The organism is Hephaestia mangrovi (assembly GCF_019880555.1).
GTDB classification, from domain to species: domain Bacteria; phylum Pseudomonadota; class Alphaproteobacteria; order Sphingomonadales; family Sphingomonadaceae; genus Sphingomonas; species Sphingomonas mangrovi.
This window is the reverse complement of the sequence record NZ_JAINVU010000002.1, coordinates 213,645-229,985: the sequence shown is the minus strand read 5'-3', so window position 1 is coordinate 229,985 and position 16,341 is coordinate 213,645. Positions and strand designations below refer to the sequence as shown.

The 16,341-nt window shown below is 64.5% G+C and carries 15 protein-coding genes; 5 read left to right on the top strand and 10 right to left on the bottom strand.

Annotation, left to right across the window (positions count from 1 at the left end):
- Positions 1-3: 3 nt before the first annotated feature.
- Genes K7G81_RS05055 through folE form a run of 3 tightly spaced genes read right to left on the bottom strand, consistent with a single transcriptional unit; the run spans position 4 to position 1,771 of the window.
- Complete coding sequence (locus tag K7G81_RS05055; RefSeq protein WP_223029668.1) at positions 4-387, bottom strand: dihydroneopterin aldolase; 384 nt, start codon at positions 385-387, stop codon at positions 4-6.
- The gene (locus K7G81_RS05050) at positions 384-1,145 is read right to left on the bottom strand and encodes an SDR family oxidoreductase (protein ID WP_223029667.1); all 762 of its coding nucleotides are present in this window, start codon (positions 1,143-1,145) and stop codon (positions 384-386) included. Before K7G81_RS05050 ends, K7G81_RS05055 begins: the two co-directional genes overlap by 4 nt.
- The gene (gene folE, locus K7G81_RS05045) at positions 1,142-1,771 is read right to left on the bottom strand and encodes a GTP cyclohydrolase I FolE (protein ID WP_223029666.1); all 630 of its coding nucleotides are present in this window, start codon (positions 1,769-1,771) and stop codon (positions 1,142-1,144) included. Before folE ends, K7G81_RS05050 begins: the two co-directional genes overlap by 4 nt.
- Positions 1,772-2,005: 234 nt before the next feature.
- On the opposite strand from folE, the gene K7G81_RS05040 reads away from it, so the two are divergent.
- Positions 2,006-5,035, top strand: coding sequence for a TonB-dependent receptor (locus K7G81_RS05040; RefSeq protein WP_223029665.1), 3,030 nt, complete (start codon positions 2,006-2,008; stop codon positions 5,033-5,035).
- 189 nt (positions 5,036-5,224) lie between these two features.
- Here the strand turns inward: K7G81_RS05040 and fghA are convergent, their stop codons facing one another.
- From fghA to K7G81_RS05020, 4 genes are read right to left on the bottom strand one after another with little or no spacing between them, the layout of a single operon-like run.
- Positions 5,225-6,055: an S-formylglutathione hydrolase gene (gene fghA / locus K7G81_RS05035; protein WP_223030126.1), complete on the bottom strand. Its 831-nt coding sequence runs from the start codon at positions 6,053-6,055 to the stop codon at positions 5,225-5,227.
- 5 nt (positions 6,056-6,060) lie between these two features.
- Positions 6,061-6,924 (bottom strand): formyltetrahydrofolate deformylase, encoded by an 864-nt coding sequence (purU, locus tag K7G81_RS05030; protein ID WP_223030125.1) that lies wholly within the window; start codon positions 6,922-6,924, stop codon positions 6,061-6,063.
- Positions 6,924-7,304, bottom strand: coding sequence for a VOC family protein (locus K7G81_RS05025; RefSeq protein WP_223029664.1), 381 nt, complete (start codon positions 7,302-7,304; stop codon positions 6,924-6,926). The genes purU and K7G81_RS05025 overlap by 1 nt, the downstream gene beginning before the upstream one ends.
- Before the next feature lie 13 nt (positions 7,305-7,317).
- Positions 7,318-8,430, bottom strand: a complete 1,113-nt coding sequence (locus tag K7G81_RS05020; protein WP_223029663.1) for an S-(hydroxymethyl)glutathione dehydrogenase/class III alcohol dehydrogenase — start codon at positions 8,428-8,430, stop codon at positions 7,318-7,320.
- A 161-nt stretch (positions 8,431-8,591) separates the two neighbouring features.
- Between K7G81_RS05020 and K7G81_RS05015 the strand changes: the two genes are divergently transcribed.
- Positions 8,592-8,852, top strand: coding sequence for an SWIB/MDM2 domain-containing protein (locus K7G81_RS05015; protein WP_223029662.1), 261 nt, complete (start codon positions 8,592-8,594; stop codon positions 8,850-8,852).
- A gap of 75 nt (positions 8,853-8,927) precedes the next feature.
- Here the strand turns inward: K7G81_RS05015 and K7G81_RS05010 are convergent, their stop codons facing one another.
- The gene (locus K7G81_RS05010; RefSeq protein WP_255586625.1) at positions 8,928-9,482 is read right to left on the bottom strand and encodes a type 1 glutamine amidotransferase domain-containing protein; all 555 of its coding nucleotides are present in this window, start codon (positions 9,480-9,482) and stop codon (positions 8,928-8,930) included.
- A gap of 119 nt (positions 9,483-9,601) precedes the next feature.
- Between K7G81_RS05010 and K7G81_RS05005 the strand changes: the two genes are divergently transcribed.
- Both K7G81_RS05005 and K7G81_RS05000 read left to right on the top strand, forming a co-directional pair.
- On the top strand, positions 9,602-10,609 hold the full coding sequence (locus tag K7G81_RS05005; RefSeq protein ID WP_223029661.1) for a DNA topoisomerase IB: 1,008 nt from the start codon (positions 9,602-9,604) through the stop codon (positions 10,607-10,609).
- Between the two features lie 10 nt (positions 10,610-10,619).
- A complete protein-coding gene (locus K7G81_RS05000; RefSeq protein ID WP_223029660.1) occupies positions 10,620-11,837 on the top strand; it encodes a mechanosensitive ion channel family protein in 1,218 nt (405 codons plus the stop codon).
- 3 nt (positions 11,838-11,840) lie between these two features.
- Here K7G81_RS05000 and K7G81_RS04995 read toward each other — a convergent pair whose 3' ends face one another.
- Positions 11,841-12,329: a hypothetical protein gene (locus tag K7G81_RS04995; RefSeq protein WP_223029659.1), complete on the bottom strand. Its 489-nt coding sequence runs from the start codon at positions 12,327-12,329 to the stop codon at positions 11,841-11,843.
- 95 nt (positions 12,330-12,424) lie between these two features.
- Here K7G81_RS04995 and K7G81_RS04990 point away from each other — a divergent pair, with 95 nt between their 5' ends.
- Positions 12,425-13,003: a TetR/AcrR family transcriptional regulator gene (locus K7G81_RS04990; protein ID WP_223029658.1), complete on the top strand. Its 579-nt coding sequence runs from the start codon at positions 12,425-12,427 to the stop codon at positions 13,001-13,003.
- Between the two features lie 315 nt (positions 13,004-13,318).
- Here the strand turns inward: K7G81_RS04990 and K7G81_RS04985 are convergent, their stop codons facing one another.
- Entirely contained in the window at positions 13,319-16,267 is a 2,949-nt protein-coding gene (locus K7G81_RS04985) for an L-glutamate gamma-semialdehyde dehydrogenase (RefSeq protein WP_439649523.1), read from the bottom strand.
- Positions 16,268-16,341 lie beyond the last annotated feature (74 nt).

Below are 16,341 nucleotides of genomic sequence, written 5' to 3'. Positions count from 1 at the left end.
CGGTTAATCGGGGTTGGCGCGCACGATCTCGCATCCGATCGATGCGTCGGGATAGATATCGGGCTTGACCGAGCGAACGCGCACGCCGCGCACGCGGCGATCGGCGAAGCACAGGGCAGCGACCGCTTCGCACAGCGCCTCCTGCAGATGGAAATGGCGCTCGGCGAGCGCGCGGATGCCGGTGCGGACGAAATCGTAATCGACCGCGGCGGCGATGTCGTCACCAGGCGGCGCGTCGCGATAATCGACGTAGAGCGTCACCGTCAGCCGCACGCGCTGCGGCCGCGCGACCTCTTCCGGGTGGATGCCCAGCCGCATCACCACGTCGAGCCCGTCGAGGATCGTCGCGTAGCGGCCGGCGCCGTGCCAGGTCGAAAAATCGCTCATGGCCGCGCCCGCATTTCGAACATCACGTCGCCGTCGCGCGGCAAGAAGCGCTGTCCGCAATCGACGAACATCGTCTGCCCGGTGATGCTGGTGCTGGTCAGCAACAGGTCGACCGCACGCGCAATCTCTTCGATATCGACTTGCCGGCGCAGCAGATTTTCGCGTGAAACCTGCGCGAACTCCTCGGCGCTCTGGTCGCCGCTCGGCAGCGTCAGCCCAGGCGCGACGGCGTTGACGCGCACCGCGGGCGCCAGTGCCCGCGCCAGCATCTCGGTCGCGCCCGCCAGCGCGACCTTGGTGCAGGTGTAGGAGAAGAAATCCGGGTTTAGATTGGCGACCTTCTGATCGAGCAGGTTGACCACCGCGCCGTCGGCGAGCCCCGGTTGCCGCGCCAAGGCCGAGGCGAGCAGCACCGGCGCCCCCAGATTGACCGGCATCAGCCGCTCGAGCAGCGCCCAATCGTCGAGCGGCGGCCGATCGAACTCGAACAGCGACGCGCTGTTGACCAAGCCGTCGATCGGCGCCCCGGCCAATTCAGCCGATTCACCGATAAGGTTCGTGACCGCCGACTGGTCGGCGAGGTCCGCGCCGATCGCGACGCCACCGGTTTCGGCCGCGAGGCGCGCCGCCTCTAACTGAGAGTTCCCATAATGAATGACGACGCGATGCCCTTGCGCGGCAAGGTGTCGCACGATTGCCGCGCCGACACGCTTCGCCCCACCCGTAACCAGAACGGTTCTCTTGCGCCCTTCGTTCACGCCGCCGCGATGCCCATCAACGCCAGCACTTCCTTGCGGCTGCGGTCGTCGTCGCGGAACACGCCCATCATCCGGCTGGTGACCATCGTCACGCCGGGCGTCCGCACGCCGCGTGCGGTCATGCAGGCGTGGCTCGCCTCGATTACCACCGCGACGCCGACCGGATCGAGATGCTCCCAGATGCAATCGGCGACTTGCGCGGTGAGCCGCTCCTGCACCTGCAGCCGCCGGGCGAAGGCATGCAGCACGCGAGCCAGCTTGGAGATGCCGACGACATGATCCTTCGGCAGATAGGCGATGTGCGCCTTGCCGATGATCGGCGCCATGTGATGCTCGCAATGCGACTGGAAGGGTATGTCCTTCAACAGCACGATCTCGTCATAGCCGCCCACTTCTTCGAACACCCGCGACAAATGGCGCGCGGGATCGTCGGCATAGCCCTGGCAATATTCCCGCCACGCCCGCGCGACCCGCGCCGGCGTATCGAGCAGCCCTTCGCGCGCCGGATCGTCGCCGGCCCAGCGGATCAGCGTCCGCACCGCCTCGGCAACCTCCTCGGGCACGAGAATCTTGGCTGGCGACGCAACCGTGTCGCCATCTTCGGGTTCGGCATGATCGAAAGTCATCGGCACTCCATCCGGCCCGAATCGCCGGTAACGCTACGGCAATCGGGGATTTCCACAACAAAAGTTCGATTTTGAAACTGTCTCATTTGCGCAACATCTCCGCAACCCCGCAGTTTTCCTAATTATATTCGATTGACTGGTGCGCTATTTGATCGTTTAATTTACATACCTGAAACAGGAACTCCGTTTAGCCGGCACCAAAAGACCGGCAAGCGGCAGGAGGGGATGTCTAGCATGAAGAAGTTCGAACTGCTCGCCGCATCCGCGATCGCGCTGCTTTCGGCCGCTCCCGCGCTTGCCCAGACCGACACTGCTACCGCGCCCACGCAAACAGAGCCGGCGCCCGACACCACCGCCGCGACCGGCCAGACGCAGCAAGAGGCCGGCGGCATTCAGGACATCGTCGTCACCGCCGAGCGCCAGTCCGAGCGGTTGCAGGACGTGCCGATCGCGGTTTCGGCCTTCACCGCGCAGAACCTGCAGCAGCAGCAGATCGTCAACCCGGCCGCGTTGCAGCAATCGCTGCCCAACGTCAGCTTCACCAAGACCAACTTCACCTCGTCCAGCTTCACGATCCGCGGCATCGGCGACCTATGCACCGGCACCTCGTGCGACAGCGCGACCGCGATCCACGTCAACGACATGCCGCTGGTCTCGACGCGATTGTTCGAAAGCGAATTCTACGATCTCGAGCGGATCGAGGTGCTGCGCGGGCCGCAGGGCACGCTGTTCGGCCGCAACGCGACCTCGGGCGTGGTCAATTTCATCACCGCCAAGCCGGACCTTTCGGGCATCCACGCCAATGGCGAATTCGAATATGGCAATTTCGATTCGAAGAAGGCCAAGGGGATGTTCAACCTGCCGCTCGGCGATACGCTGGGCGTGCGCGTCGCTGGCCTGTGGCTGAACCGCGGCGGCTTCACCACCAACGATTACGACGGCAAGGATATCGACGGCCGCAAGCTCTATTCGGTGCGCGGCACGCTGTCGTGGGAGCCGGACAGCGATACGCGGCTCGACCTGATCGGCTATTATTTCCACGAGAAAGACGATCGCGCGCGCATCCAGAAGCAGCTCTGCCACCGCGATCCGACCGGCATCCTGGGCTGCCTGCCCGATCGGCTGACCAATGACGTGACCAACGGCAATTCCACCCTGGCCTCGATCCAGAGCTCGAGCGAGTTCCTGTCGATCGCGGGCAATCCGGGTCTGGCGCCGCTTGGCCTCGGCTCGGTCTATGGCACCGATTTCTTCGCCGACGCGGCCAATCCGGCGAACCTGCGCCACGTCAACGAAGACTTCAATCCGACCTATTACGCGCAGGAACAGCAATATCAGGCCAAGTTCTTCCATAGTTTCGGCAAGATCGACCTCAATCTGACCGGCGGCTACGCCAGCAACAAGGTCGACAGCCGCACCGATTACACGATGGCGGTGGAAAGCCCGCTCACCAACAATCCGGGGCTCGAGACGCTGCAGACGCTGGCCAGCCTGCCCGCGGCGGCGCTGCCGTTGCTCGGCTTCGCGCCGGGGCTCACGACCAACCCGTTCACCGGCCTGGCCAATGTGCTGATTCCCAACGGCGCCGCCGGTGGCGTCTGCCAATCGGATGCGTCGAAGAACGATGGCGGCGTCTATTCGGGGGCATCGATCGGCTGCTATGATCGCAGCATCGATTTCGATCGCTCGCAGGCGAATTACAAGCAATGGTCGGTCGAAGCGCATGTCGCCAGCCATTTCGACGGGATGTTCAACTTCCTGCTCGGCGGCATCTACCTCGATCAGAAGACCACCAACAACGCCTATTACGTCAATTCCTTCGGACTCGATTACACGTCGGGCCTGCTCGCCGCCGCAGCGGCCGCATCGGGCGCAGCGCCTCCAGGCCTGGTGTTCGCGACGCCATTCTACAATAACGACGAAGCGAAGTTCCGCCTGAAGTCCTACGGCATTTTCGGCGAGACCTATTTCGAATTCAACGACAAGCTCAAGTTGACGCTCGGCCTGCGTTACAACCACGACCAGAAATATCTCAAGGCGCGCACCACCTATCTGGTCGACGCCGCCGGCGCCAACCCGGCGCTGCCCTATGGCGCGACCGATCTCAGCCAAGCGCTCAACTACGCAGGGCTCGATTTCGATTCGACGCTGCCCGGCGTTCAACCCTGGGCGGAAACCAACGTCAGCTTCGGCCGCCTGACCGGCCGCGCGGTGCTCGATTACAAGATCAGCCGCAACAACCTGCTCTATGCGTCCTATTCGCGCGGCTACAAATCGGGCGGCATCAACCCGCCGCTGTCGCCGGTGTTCGCGGTGCCGACGGCATTCAAGCCGGAAAGCATCAACGCCTATGAAATCGGCTCGAAGAACACCTTCCTCGATGGCACGTTGCAGCTCAACCTGACCGGTTTCTATTACGATTACAAGAACCTGCAGCTCGCCCGCATCGTCGCGCGCACCGCGGTCAATGATAACGTCAATGCCAAGATCTACGGCATCGAGGCCGAGGCGATCATCAGCCCGACCCCCGATTTCGTGGTCAACGCCAATTTCAGCTGGCTGAAATCGAAGGTCAGCGGCGACACCTATCTGGCCAACCCGCGCGATCCCTCGGGCGGCCGCACCGATGCGGTAATCATCAAGGACATCACCAACGCGTCCAACTGCGCGGTCTATTCGGCCGCCGGCTCGGCCGCGGCGGCGCAGGCCTATGTCGACACGATCAACGGCGCGATCGGCACCAGCATCGGCGAGCCGGGGATCCTGCAACCGGCGACCCAGGTACTGCCCAACGGCACCTACGGCGCCTATTCGATCTGCGACCAGCTGGAAGAGAATGCCGGAACCGTCGGCGCGCTGTTCGGCGGGATCAATTTCGAAGGCTCAGGCGTGCCGGTCAACGTCAAGGGCAACAAGCTGCCGCAGGCGCCGAGCTACAAGTTCGCGGTGGGCGCGCAATACACGTTCCATACCGCCAGCGACTGGACGATCGTGCCGCGCGTCGATCTCAATTACACCGGCAACAGCTATGCCTCGATCTTCAACCAGCCGATCGATCGCCTGCCCGGCTATGAGGTCGTCAACGCGCAGCTGACGGTCAACGGCCCGGACAACAAATGGTATGTCAGGGGCTTCGTGAAGAACCTGACGAACGACAATGCGATTACCGGCCAGTATGTCACTGACCAGTCGTCGGGCCTGTTCACCAACGTATTCACGATCGAGCCGCGCCAATATGGCGTCGCGGTCGGATTTAATTTCTAGAATCTGGAGTTCGCTGCATCAGTGTCGTCATGCTGAACTTGGTTCAGCATCCATGGAACAACAGCAGCAGCCGCGCCTGGCGGTGACTGGAGCTCCATGGACCCTGAAACGAGTTCGCAGGTGACGATTCGAGTTTGATGCGGCGAACTTCGTTGCCACCATGGAAAGCGGGCGGAGCCAAGGCAAAGGTCACCTCAGCCGCGCGGCGTGCCAGGCGACGTGATCGGCCATGAAGGTCGAAATGAAATAATAGCTGTGGTCGTATCCCGGCTGCATTCGTAGCGTGAGGTCGATTCCCGCCGCCCGGCACGCTGACGCGAGCAACTCGGGCTTGAGCTGATCGGCAAGAAACGGATCGGCATCCCCCTGATCGACCAGCAATTCGGGCAGCCGCGCGCCATCCTCGATCAGCGCGCAGGCGTCATAGCGCCGCCATGACAGGCGATCGGCGCCGAGATAGCCGCCCAGCCCCTTCTCGCCCCACGGCACGCGCGACGGCGCGACGATCGGCGCGAAGGCGGAGACCGAGCGGAACCGATCCGGATTGCGCAACCCGATCGTCAGCGCACCATGCCCGCCCATCGAATGGCCCGTGATCGATTGCCGCGCCATGGCCGCCGGGAAATGCGCGGCGATCACCTGCGGCACCTCGTCCTCGATATAGCGGCGCATGTGGAAATGCGTCGCCCAGGGCGCCTCAGCCGCGTCGAGGTAGAAACCGGCGCCCTGCCCGAAATCATAGGCCTCATCATCCGGCACGCCGTCGCCGCGCGGGCTGGTGTCCGGCGCGACAAAGATCACCCGGTGCTCGGCGCAGGCGGCGCGATAGTCGCCTTTCTCGGTGACATTGGCATACGTGCAGGTCAGCCCGGAAAGATACCACAGCACAGGCAATCGCTCGCCCGCATCATGCGCCGGCACGAACACGGAGAAGGTCATGCCGGTGCCCGTCGCTGCCGAGGCATGGCGATAGACGCCCTGTACGCCGCCGAACGCCTTGTTCTCCGATACCGTCTCGATCGTCGTCACTTGAACACCACCGTCTTGCCGCCGTTGAGGAACACGCGCCGCGCGCCGATCGCGTTGACCGCTCGCGCCAGCACCTGGGCTTCGATGTCGCGGCCGATCGCGATCATGTCATCGGTCGAGGCGCGATGATCGACGCGCTCGACCGCCTGCTCGATAATCGGCCCTTCATCGAGATCGCCGGTGACGAAATGCGCGGTCGCGCCGATCAGTTTCACGCCCCTTTCATGCGCGCGATGATAGGGCCTGGCGCCCTTGAACCCCGGCAGGAAACTGTGGTGGATGTTGACGCACCGCCCGTCGAGCCGCGTCGCGAAATCAGCCGACAACACCTGCATATAGCGCGCAAGCACCAGCAGTTCGGCCCCGGTATCGTCCATGACACGCGCGATCGCCGCTTCTTGCGCCGCGCGATCGCCCCTGTCGATCGGCAGATAGTGGAACGGCACGCCATGCCACTCGGCCAGCCCGCGAAGCGTGTCATGATTGGAAACGACGCCCGCGATCTCGACGGCTAGGCTGCCCGATTGGCGGCGGGACAGAAGGTCGTTGAGGCAGTGCCCGCCCTTGGAAACCGCGATAACCGCACGCGGCTTCGCCTCGGCGTCGACCAGCGCCCAGCCCAGGTCCAGCCGCGCCGCGGTTTCGGCAAACGCTTCGCGCAACACGCGCGTGACGAGGGGAAAGCGCGGCCCGCCGGCCTGGAACACGACGCGCATGAAGAACCGCCCGGTTTCCAGATCGGCATATTGCTGGCTATCGACGATGAAGCCATCGCGCTCGGCGAGAAACCCGCTTACCGCCGCGACGATCCCCACCCGATCCTCGCAAGCGAGCGTGAGAATCCATCGCGCCGCTTCCATCACGCCAGCCGATGCGCCACGCACAATTTGTTGCCGGCGGGATCGCGCAGATAGGCGAGATAGACTTTGCCGAAGCCGCCTTCGCGAACGCCGGGCGGATCCTCGACCGAAGTGCCGCCATTGGCGACCCCCGCGGCATGCCAGGCGTCCGCCTGCTTGGGCGACGAGGCACGGAAGCCTATCGTCCCGCCATTGGCATGGGTCGCCCGCGCCCCATCGATCGGGTTGGAGATCATGAACAGCGCGCCATCATGCGCGTAGATCACGCGCCCCTTGTCGTCGGTCATGCCGGGCTTGCAGCCCAGCGCGCCGAGCGTGGCATCATAAAAAGCCTTGGACGCCGCAATATCGTCGGCGCCGACCATCACATGGCTGAACATCTTTTCCTCTCCCTCAATAGATCACCACCGACCGGATGCTCTCGCCGGCGTGCATCAGGTCGAAGCCCTTGTTGATCTCGTCGAGCGTCAGCCGATGTGTGATCATCGGGTCGATCGCGATCTTGCCCGTCATGTACCAGTCGACGATTGTCGGCACGTCGGTGCGGCCGCGCGCGCCGCCGAACGCGGTGCCTTTCCACACACGCCCGGTAACGAGCTGGAACGGCCGCGTCGCGATCTCCTTGCCGGCTTCGGCCACGCCGATGATGATGCTCTCGCCCCAGCCGCGGTGGCAGCATTCGAGCGCGGTGCGCATCACCTCGGTATTGCCGGTTGCGTCGAAGGTGTAATCGGCGCCGCCGTCGGTCAATTCGAGGATTTTCGCGATCGTCTCCTCGCGCGACAGGCCCTTCGAGTTGAGGAAATGCGTCATGCCGAACTTGCGGCCCCATTCCTCGCGGGTCGAATTGATGTCGACGCCGATGATGCGGTCCGCCCCGGCCAGCTTCGCGCCCTGGATGACGTTGAGCCCGATCCCGCCGAGCCCGAACACTACGACGTTCTCGCCGGGCGCCACCTTGGCGGTGTTGACCGCCGCGCCGACCCCAGTCGTGACCCCGCAGCCGATATAGCAGCTGGTGTCGAACGGCGCGTCCTCGCGAATCTTCGCCACCGCGATCTCGGGCAGCACGGTGAAGTTCGAGAAGGTCGAACAGCCCATGTAATGGAAGATCGTCTGCCCCTTGTAGCTGAACCGGCTGGTCCCGTCGGGCATCAGGCCCTTGCCCTGCGTGGCGCGGATCGCGGTGCACAGGTTGGTTTTCTGGCTGAGGCACGATTTACACTGGCGGCATTCGGGCGTGTAGAGCGGGATGACGTGATCGCCCGGCTTCACCGAGGTAACCCCCGCGCCGACCTCACGAACGATGCCGGCGCCCTCATGGCCGAGGATCGAGGGGAACAGCCCCTCGCTGTCCAGCCCGTCGAGCGTATAGGCATCGGTGTGGCAGATGCCGGTCGCCATGATCTCGACGAGCACCTCGCCCGCCTTTGGCCCATCCAGATCGAGCTCGACGATCTCGAGCGGGCGTTTCGCTTCGAACGCGACGGCGGCGCGGGTCTTCATCCTGTGCTCCTTCTCGGCTTCGCTCCCCAGATGCAGGCAACCGCCTGCCGATGCAACCGCCCGTCGGGGCGTGACAAATGCGTGAAGGCAGCGCACAAACGGGGCCCGCTCGGCCGCGCGATGATTCGCGGCGGCCTGCGACCTGAAAGGAAAGGATAAACATGGCCGATGCACCCAAGACCGGCGGTATTCACGCCCCCGTTCAGCCTTCGCCCGAGCTCGCGGCGATCGTCGGTAACGACAAATTGCCGCGCAGCCAGGTGATCAGCAAGGTGTGGGACCACATCAAGAAGAACAACCTGCAGAACCCCGAGAACAAGCGCGAGATCGTAGCCGACGACAAGCTGAAGAAGGTGTTCGGCAAGGATCGCGTTTCGATGTTCGAGATGAACAAGCACATCTCGAAGCACGTCAAGGCCTGATCCTTAACTGTCAGAAAGCGGGCGCCGGTCGATTCCGGCGCCCGTTTTCGTATCCGCGGCGGATCGATTTCGCTGTCAGGCGTCGGCCAGCTCGCGAGTCAACGCCTTGGCGATCGCCGCGTTGAACGCCGGGATGTCATCGGGCTTGCGGCTGGTGATGAGCTGTCCATCGACCACCACTTCCTGATCGACCACGTCCGCGCCCGCATTACGCAGATCGGTGCGCACCGAGGGCCAGCTCGTCACCTTCTTGCCTCTCACGACATCGGCTTCGATCAGCAACCAAGGCGCGTGGCAAATCGCCGCGACCGGCTTGCCGGCTTCCAGAAAGGCGCGAACGATTTCGGGCGCGCGCGCCTGCATCCGCAACTTGTCCGGATTGCCGACGCCGCCGGGCAGCACCAGCATGTCGTATTCATCCGGCGTTACCTGATCGAGCGTGATATCCGGCGTGATCGTTTCGGCTTTCTTGTCGTCGTTGACGACGCCCTGGATCGGATCGGTCTTTATCGAGGCGAGCGTCACCGTCGCGCCCGCATCGAGCAGCGCCTCGCGCGGCTTGAACAGTTCCGATTGCTCGAAGCCGTCGGTCGCCATGATCAGCACTGTCTTGCCGGTAAGATCGGCCATGATGTCCTCCATCTTGTTCGGGTTGCACGCCGATTGAACGACCGCTCGCGCCGCCCGTTCCGGAACCAGGCGATGGTCCGCGCATTGGAAGCGACGTTGCGCAAGCGGAAGGGAATGCCTTGGCGAGGATCGTCTATTCGGATGACAGCGAGCCCGGCATCACCCGCCGCAAGGTCCGCCACGGCTGGGGTTATTGGGATGCCGACGGCAAGCGCATCACCGATCGCGAGGAGATCGATCGCCTGAACGCCATCGGGCTGCCGCCCGCCTATCGAGACGCCTGGTTTTGCCCCAAGCCGAACGGCCACATCCAGGCGGTCGGCTGGGACGAGAAAGGACGCAAGCAATATCGCTATCACGCCGATTTCCGGGAGGCGCGCGAAGCGGAGAAATATGAGCTTTGCGCCGAATTCGGCCGCGCGCTGCCGAAGCTGCGCCGGCGCGTGGAAGCCGACCTGCGCCACCGCAGGATGGACAAGGATCGCGCCGTCGCCGCGGTCGTTCGCCTGCTCGATCTCGGCTTCGTGCGCGTCGGCAACGAATGCTATGTCAAATCGAACAGGAGCTATGGCGCGACCACCTTGCGCAAGCGCCACGCCGATCTCGACGGCCGCGTCCTCAAGCTGCAATACAAGGCGAAATCGGGCAAGACGCGCGCGCTGACCATCGCCGACGGCTCACTGATCCGCTTCGTGCGCAATTGCCAGGATCTGCCCGGCCAGCACCTGTTCCGCTGGATCGACAGCGACGGCGAAGGCCATGCCGTGACATCGGGCGACGTCAACGACTATATCCATGAAGCAATGGGTTCAGACTTTACCGCCAAGAACTTCCGCACCTGGGGCGCGAGCATGCTCGCCTTCGAGGCGCTCGCCACCGCGAAGCGCGACATCAGCCTAAAGACGATGCTCGAGCCAGTCACCGCCGCGCTCGGCAACACCCCGGCGATCGCGCGCAAGTCCTACGTCCACCCCCGTCTGATCGACCTTGCCAAAAGCAAGAGCGGCCAGTCGGCATTCCGCGCGGTGCTGAAGCTGCCCCGCACCATGAAATACCTGACGCGCATCGAGCGCGGCCTGATCGCCTTCCTCGAAGCCGAAGCCGCGCCGACGCGCCAAGCAGCCTGAAGAGAGAGCCATGTTCGCCAGTAACGCCGCCGCCCCCGCGACGACCACGCCCGCGCCCGCGCCCGTCAAGCCGGCCGAATCGATGCAGCAGCAGATCCACAATTTCGTCGTGGCGACGACTGACTGGCTGCAGACGCATTGGCTGCAGATCATCATCGCCGCGGTGATCGGCATCGTCATCGCCGCCATCCTTTACGGGTTGCGCGGGCTCGGCGCGCGCTTGTGCCGTCCCGAGCGCCCACGCTCGGACTGGCGGACGATCATCGGCCGCGCAGTCAGCAGGACGACCAGCTTCTTCATCGTCATGGTCGCGATCCGGCTGGTCGACGGCTATGCCGATACGCCGCCGGCGCTCGACGCGATCGTCGATTTCCTGTTCGTCGTCGCGGCCGTCTTTCAGGGCGCGATCTGGGCACGTGAGCTGGTGCTCGGCGCGATCGAGCACCGCACCTCGGCCGAAGACTATCAGGGTGATGCGGTGCTCAACGCGATGGGCCTGATCCGCCTGCTCGTCAGCATCGTCGTGTTCGCGATCGCGCTGGTGGTGCTGCTGCAAAATCTCGGCGTCAACGTCACTGGCCTCGTCGCCGGCCTCGGTGTCGGCGGCATCGCCATCGGTCTCGCCGCGCAGGGCATCTTCGCTGATCTGTTCGCGGCGCTGGCGATTATCTTCGATCGACCGTTCAGCCGCGGCGACGGCGTCAATGTCGACGGCAAGTTCGGCACGATCGACGAAATCGGCCTCAAATCGACGCGCATCCGCATGTTCACTGGCGAGATGCTGATCGTTTCCAACAAGAACCTGCTCGACAAGTTCATCATCAACCTCGCGGGCCGCCAGAAGATCAGGACGACCTATACGATCGGCGTCGCTTACGAGACGCCAGTGGAAACGCTCGAGCGGCTGCCGGCGATGCTCAAGGAACTGGTCGAAAGCGTCGGCGGCGAAGCAAGCCGATCGGGCTTCGAGGAATTCGGCGACAGCGCGCTCAACCACACGGTCTGGATCGACACGCCCGGCGCCGACTGGTCGGTCGCCCATGCGACACGCGACAAGTTCCTGGTGGCGGTGATGAAGAAGTTCGCCGAAGAAGGGATCACGATCGCCTACCCCACCCAGACGACCTACACCGCCGCGCCCGATGGCACCGTCATCATGCCTTATCCGGAGGTGCAGCCGGTCAAGCGCATCGACCTCAAGGAGGACGAAAAGCCGACGAAAGGCTGAGCCTCAGGCGAGCGCCGCGTCGGCGCCGCGCACGCTTGCGAGGAAACCGCGCCATCCGGCGATCGTCATCGTCGCGGCATATTCGGCCTGCATCTCGGGGGTGAGCACCTCGACCATCCGGCACCCCTCGATCCACAGCTCGACCACGCCGAACACCCCGCCGCGCTTGCGATACTTGGCCGGCCAGCCCTCGCGCTCGGCGATCGCGAACACGGCCTCGGGGCCCAGTGCGGTGGCCAGGGCAATGTGCGTCGCCGATCGCCGATCCGGCGCGCCCTTTACACCATAGGCATCGGCATCGCCTTGCGCCTCGACCAGCTCGGTGCCACGCGGATAGACCTCGATCGTGGTGTTGCGATCGTCGCCGGCCATCGCCATCCAGCTTCCTTCGGCAACGGGCGGAAACGGCTCCGCCGCGCCGCCCCACAATTCCGCGAGCACGCCCGCGACATGACGCGGATCGTCCGCATCGATCGATACGTGAAAAATCATGCCCGTCCTCCGACTCGATGACGCATGATCGATCATGGCACAAAATGTGTCAATCATTATTTGACACATTTTGTGCCAACGGCCATGACGACGGCATGGATGCCCCAACCACCACCCAAGTCCGTATCGAGGATGCCCTGCTCGCGCTGATCGCCGAGGGCGAGCACCTCAACCATGACAATGTCGCCGCACGCGCCGGCGTGTCGCGGCGCACGGTCTATCGCTACTTTCCCGATCAGGACGCGCTGCGCGCCGCGATGTGGCGCAAGCTCGGCCCGCCGGTCGGCATGCCGAAAAGCCTGACCGGATTGCTCGACGGGCTCGATGCCGGTTTTGCCAATTTCGATGCCAAGGCCGCGGCGATGACGGTGGCGATGGCGAGCCCCGAGGGCCGCGCGATCCGCAACGTAATGAAGCCCGAGCGCACCGCCGCTTATCGCGCGCTGCTCGACGAGGCGGGTATCGCCCTGCCCGAGCCGGACCGCACTTATGCGATCGCGGCGATCCAGTTGTTGGCGAGCGGCTTCGCCTGGCGCGAAATGCGTGACCAATGGGATATGACCGCGCCCGAGATCGCCACCGCCAGCCGCTGGGCGATCGAGACGCTGCTCGCGGACCTGCGCGAGCGCGGCGAGCGACGGCTAGGGGAACCCAAAACAGGAGTAAAGGGATGATAACGCCGAAAGGCCGCCAAGGATCGTGGTTCGCCAGATGGCAGGGCAAGGACTACCCCTGCGTCCATGAGCGATGGACCAGAGGCACCTGGCCCGAATACGCAGATCCCGGTGTCGACGACCGACCAGAATGGTTGCCGTTTGTCGAAGCGTTGCGTAAGGGCGAAGCGCTTTTAACCAAAAGCGTTATACCAGACGGCGACGGTCCTTGGCGTCGAAGCGGTTACACCGGCCTCTACGAGATTCAAGACGTTCGTGTCCAAGATGGCACGCTACGTTTCACCTTTGCGAAACGCGTTCATAGCTTCTGACCGCTCACATCGTGCTGTCGCCCATGCTGAGCAGCGAGGCATTGCCGCCGGCGCTGGTGGTGTCGATCGACACCGCGCGCTCGGCGACGAAGCGGAACAGGTAATGCGGCCCGCCCGCCTTGGGCCCGGTGCCCGACAGCCGCTCGCCGCCGAACGGCTGGCTGCCGACCACCGCGCCGATCATCGAGCGGTTGACGTAGAGATTGCCGACATGGGCATGGTGTTCCGTCACCTCGGCGGCGCGGGCGATGCGGCTGTGCAGCCCCATCGTCAGCCCGAAACCCTTGTCGTTGACCCGCTTGATCGTCTCGATCAGCTTGCCTGCCGGCCAGGTCGCGACGTGGAGCAACGGCCCGAACCATTCTTGGCGGAGATCCTCGATCGCATCGATGCCGATCAAGGTCGGCGGCACGAACAGGCCCTCGGCCGGCACCTCCACGGTCTTGAGCCACTGGCCGTGCACTGAATCGCGATACGACATCAGCTTGTCGTAAGCTGCCTGGTCGATCACCGGGCCGACATCGGTCGCCGGATCGCCCGGATCGCCGATCACCAGCAGGTCCATCGCCCCCTTGAGCATCTCGATCATGCCCTCGGCGATATCCTCCTGCAGCAGCAGCAGACGCAGCGCCGAGCAGCGCTGCCCCGCCGAGCGGAACGACGAGGTGATGACATCGGCCACCACTTGCTCGGGCAACGCGGTCGAATCGACGATCATCGCATTGATGCCGCCGGTTTCGGCGATCAGCGGGACGAGCGCGCGGTTCTCATCCTCCAGCAGCGAGCGGGCAATGCGGCGCGCCGTGCCGGTCGAGCCGGTAAACGCCACGCCCTGCACTCGTGTATCGTGGGTGATCGCCGCGCCGATCTCCGGCCCGCCGGAAACCAGGATCAGCACGTCCTTGGGGATGCCCGCCTGGTGCGCCAGCTCGACCGCGCGTGCGGCGATCCGCGGCGTCTGCGGCGCCGGCTTGGCGACAACGGTGTTGCCGGTGACCAGTGCCGCCACCGTCTGCCCCAGGAAGATCGCCAGCGGGAAGTTCCAAGGGGCGATCGTCGCCCACACGCCGCGCCCGTCGAGGTGCATCATGTTGTGCTCGCCGGTCGGCCCCGGCAGCTCGACCGATTGCAGATCGGCCCGCGCCCGCGCCGCATAATAGCGGCAGAAATCGACCGCCTCGCGCACCTCGGCAAGGGCGTCGGGGATCGTCTTGTGCGCTTCCTGGATGCACAGCGCCATCAATTCGTCGCGATGCTTCTCGAGCAAATTGCCGAGCTTCTCGAGCATGCCCGCACGCTCGTCGACATTGCGCGCGGTCCATTTCGGAAACGCCGCTTCGGCGCGCGCGATCGCGTCGAAAACCTGGGTCTGCGCCAGCTTGTCGGTGAACCCGTCGGCCATATAGGCGTGCGGCTTGTTGACCGCCGTCCGCGCGCGCTTCAGCACCTTGCGGTCGCCGAGATCGATCCCGGCGCTGTTGGTCCGTTCCGGCTGGTACAGATCCTTGGGCAGCGGGATCGACGGATGCCGGGTGCCGCCGACCTTGGCCACCTTCGCCACCGGATCGGCGAGCAGTTCGTCCTCGCTCAGCTCCTCCTTGGCGAGCTGGTGGACGAAGCTGGTGTTTGCCCCGTTTTCGAGCAGCCGCCGGACGAGATAAGCGAGCAGATCCTTGTGCCCGCCGACCGGCGCATAGACCCGGCAGCGATAGCCATTCTCGCGCACCAGCCGCTCGTAGAGGCCCTCGCCCATGCCATGCAGCCGCTGGAACTCGAAGTCGCGCGAATTACCCGCCCATTCGATGATCGTCGCGACCGTCAGCGCGTTGTGGCTGGCGAACGCCGGGCGGATGTTCTTCGCGGCGAGCATGTCCTTCGCGCAGGCGAGGTAACAGACGTCGGTCGAGGCTTTGCGGGTGAACAGCGGATAATTGTCGAGCCCGTCGACCTGCGCTTTCTTGATCTCGGTATCCCAATAGGCGCCCTTGACCAGCCGCACGTTCATCACCCGATCGAGCGCGTCGGCCCAGGCAATCACCGGCCGCGCGCGCTTGCTGTACGCCTGCACCGCCATGCCGAACCCGTCCCAGCCCTTGAGCGCGGGCAGGCCGGCGATCTTCTGGATGATGTCGAGGCTCATTTCGAGCCGGTCCTGTTCCTCGGCGTCGACGGTGAGCGCGATGCCCTTGTTCGCCGCCTGCACCGCCAGCGCTTCGAGCATCTCGGTCAGCTCGGGCACGCAGCGATCATATTGCGCGACCTCGTAGCGCGCGTTGAGCGCCGACAGCTTGACCGAGATCGAATGCCCGGCCGCGCGATCGCTGCCCACCGCCGCGATGGCATTTTCATACGCCTCGTAGAAGCGCTGCGCGTCGCGCGCCGTGCGCGCCGCCTCGCCGAGCATATCGAAGCTGGCGGTGAAGCCGCGATATTCGGGCTTGGTCATCCGCTTCATCGCTTCCTCGATGGTGCGGCCCATCACGAAGATCTCGCCCATCTTGCGCATCGCGGCGCCGACCGCCTGGCGCACGAACGGCTCGCCGGCGCGCGCGATCAGCCGGCGCAGCGGCCCTTCGTCGCCCTCGCCGACCAGCGCGCGGCCCACCACCAGACCCCAGGTCGCCGAATTGACCATCCGCGAACGCGACTTGCCGCGATGCGCCAGCCAGTCGGCATCGCCCAATTTGTCTGCGATCAGCCAGTCGGCGGTATCGGAATCGGGCACCCGCAGGAACGCCTCGGCGAGCGTCATCAGCGCCAGGCCTTCCGACGAATCGAGCTGATACTGGTTGAGGAACTGGTTCACCCACCCCTTGTTTTGCGCCGCGCGCAGTTCGTCGAGCAGCGACGAGGCCTGCCCCATCACCCGATAGCGCGTCGACGAATCGGTCTTCGCACGCTCGATCAGCGGTTTTAGAACATCGGGTTCGGGCGCGCGGTGCAGCTTAGCCATGCTTTCCCGCGCGGCGGACGTAGCGTCAACGGTCATATTCGTGTTCTCGGTCAACTGAGGCTTGCCCCGGGGGG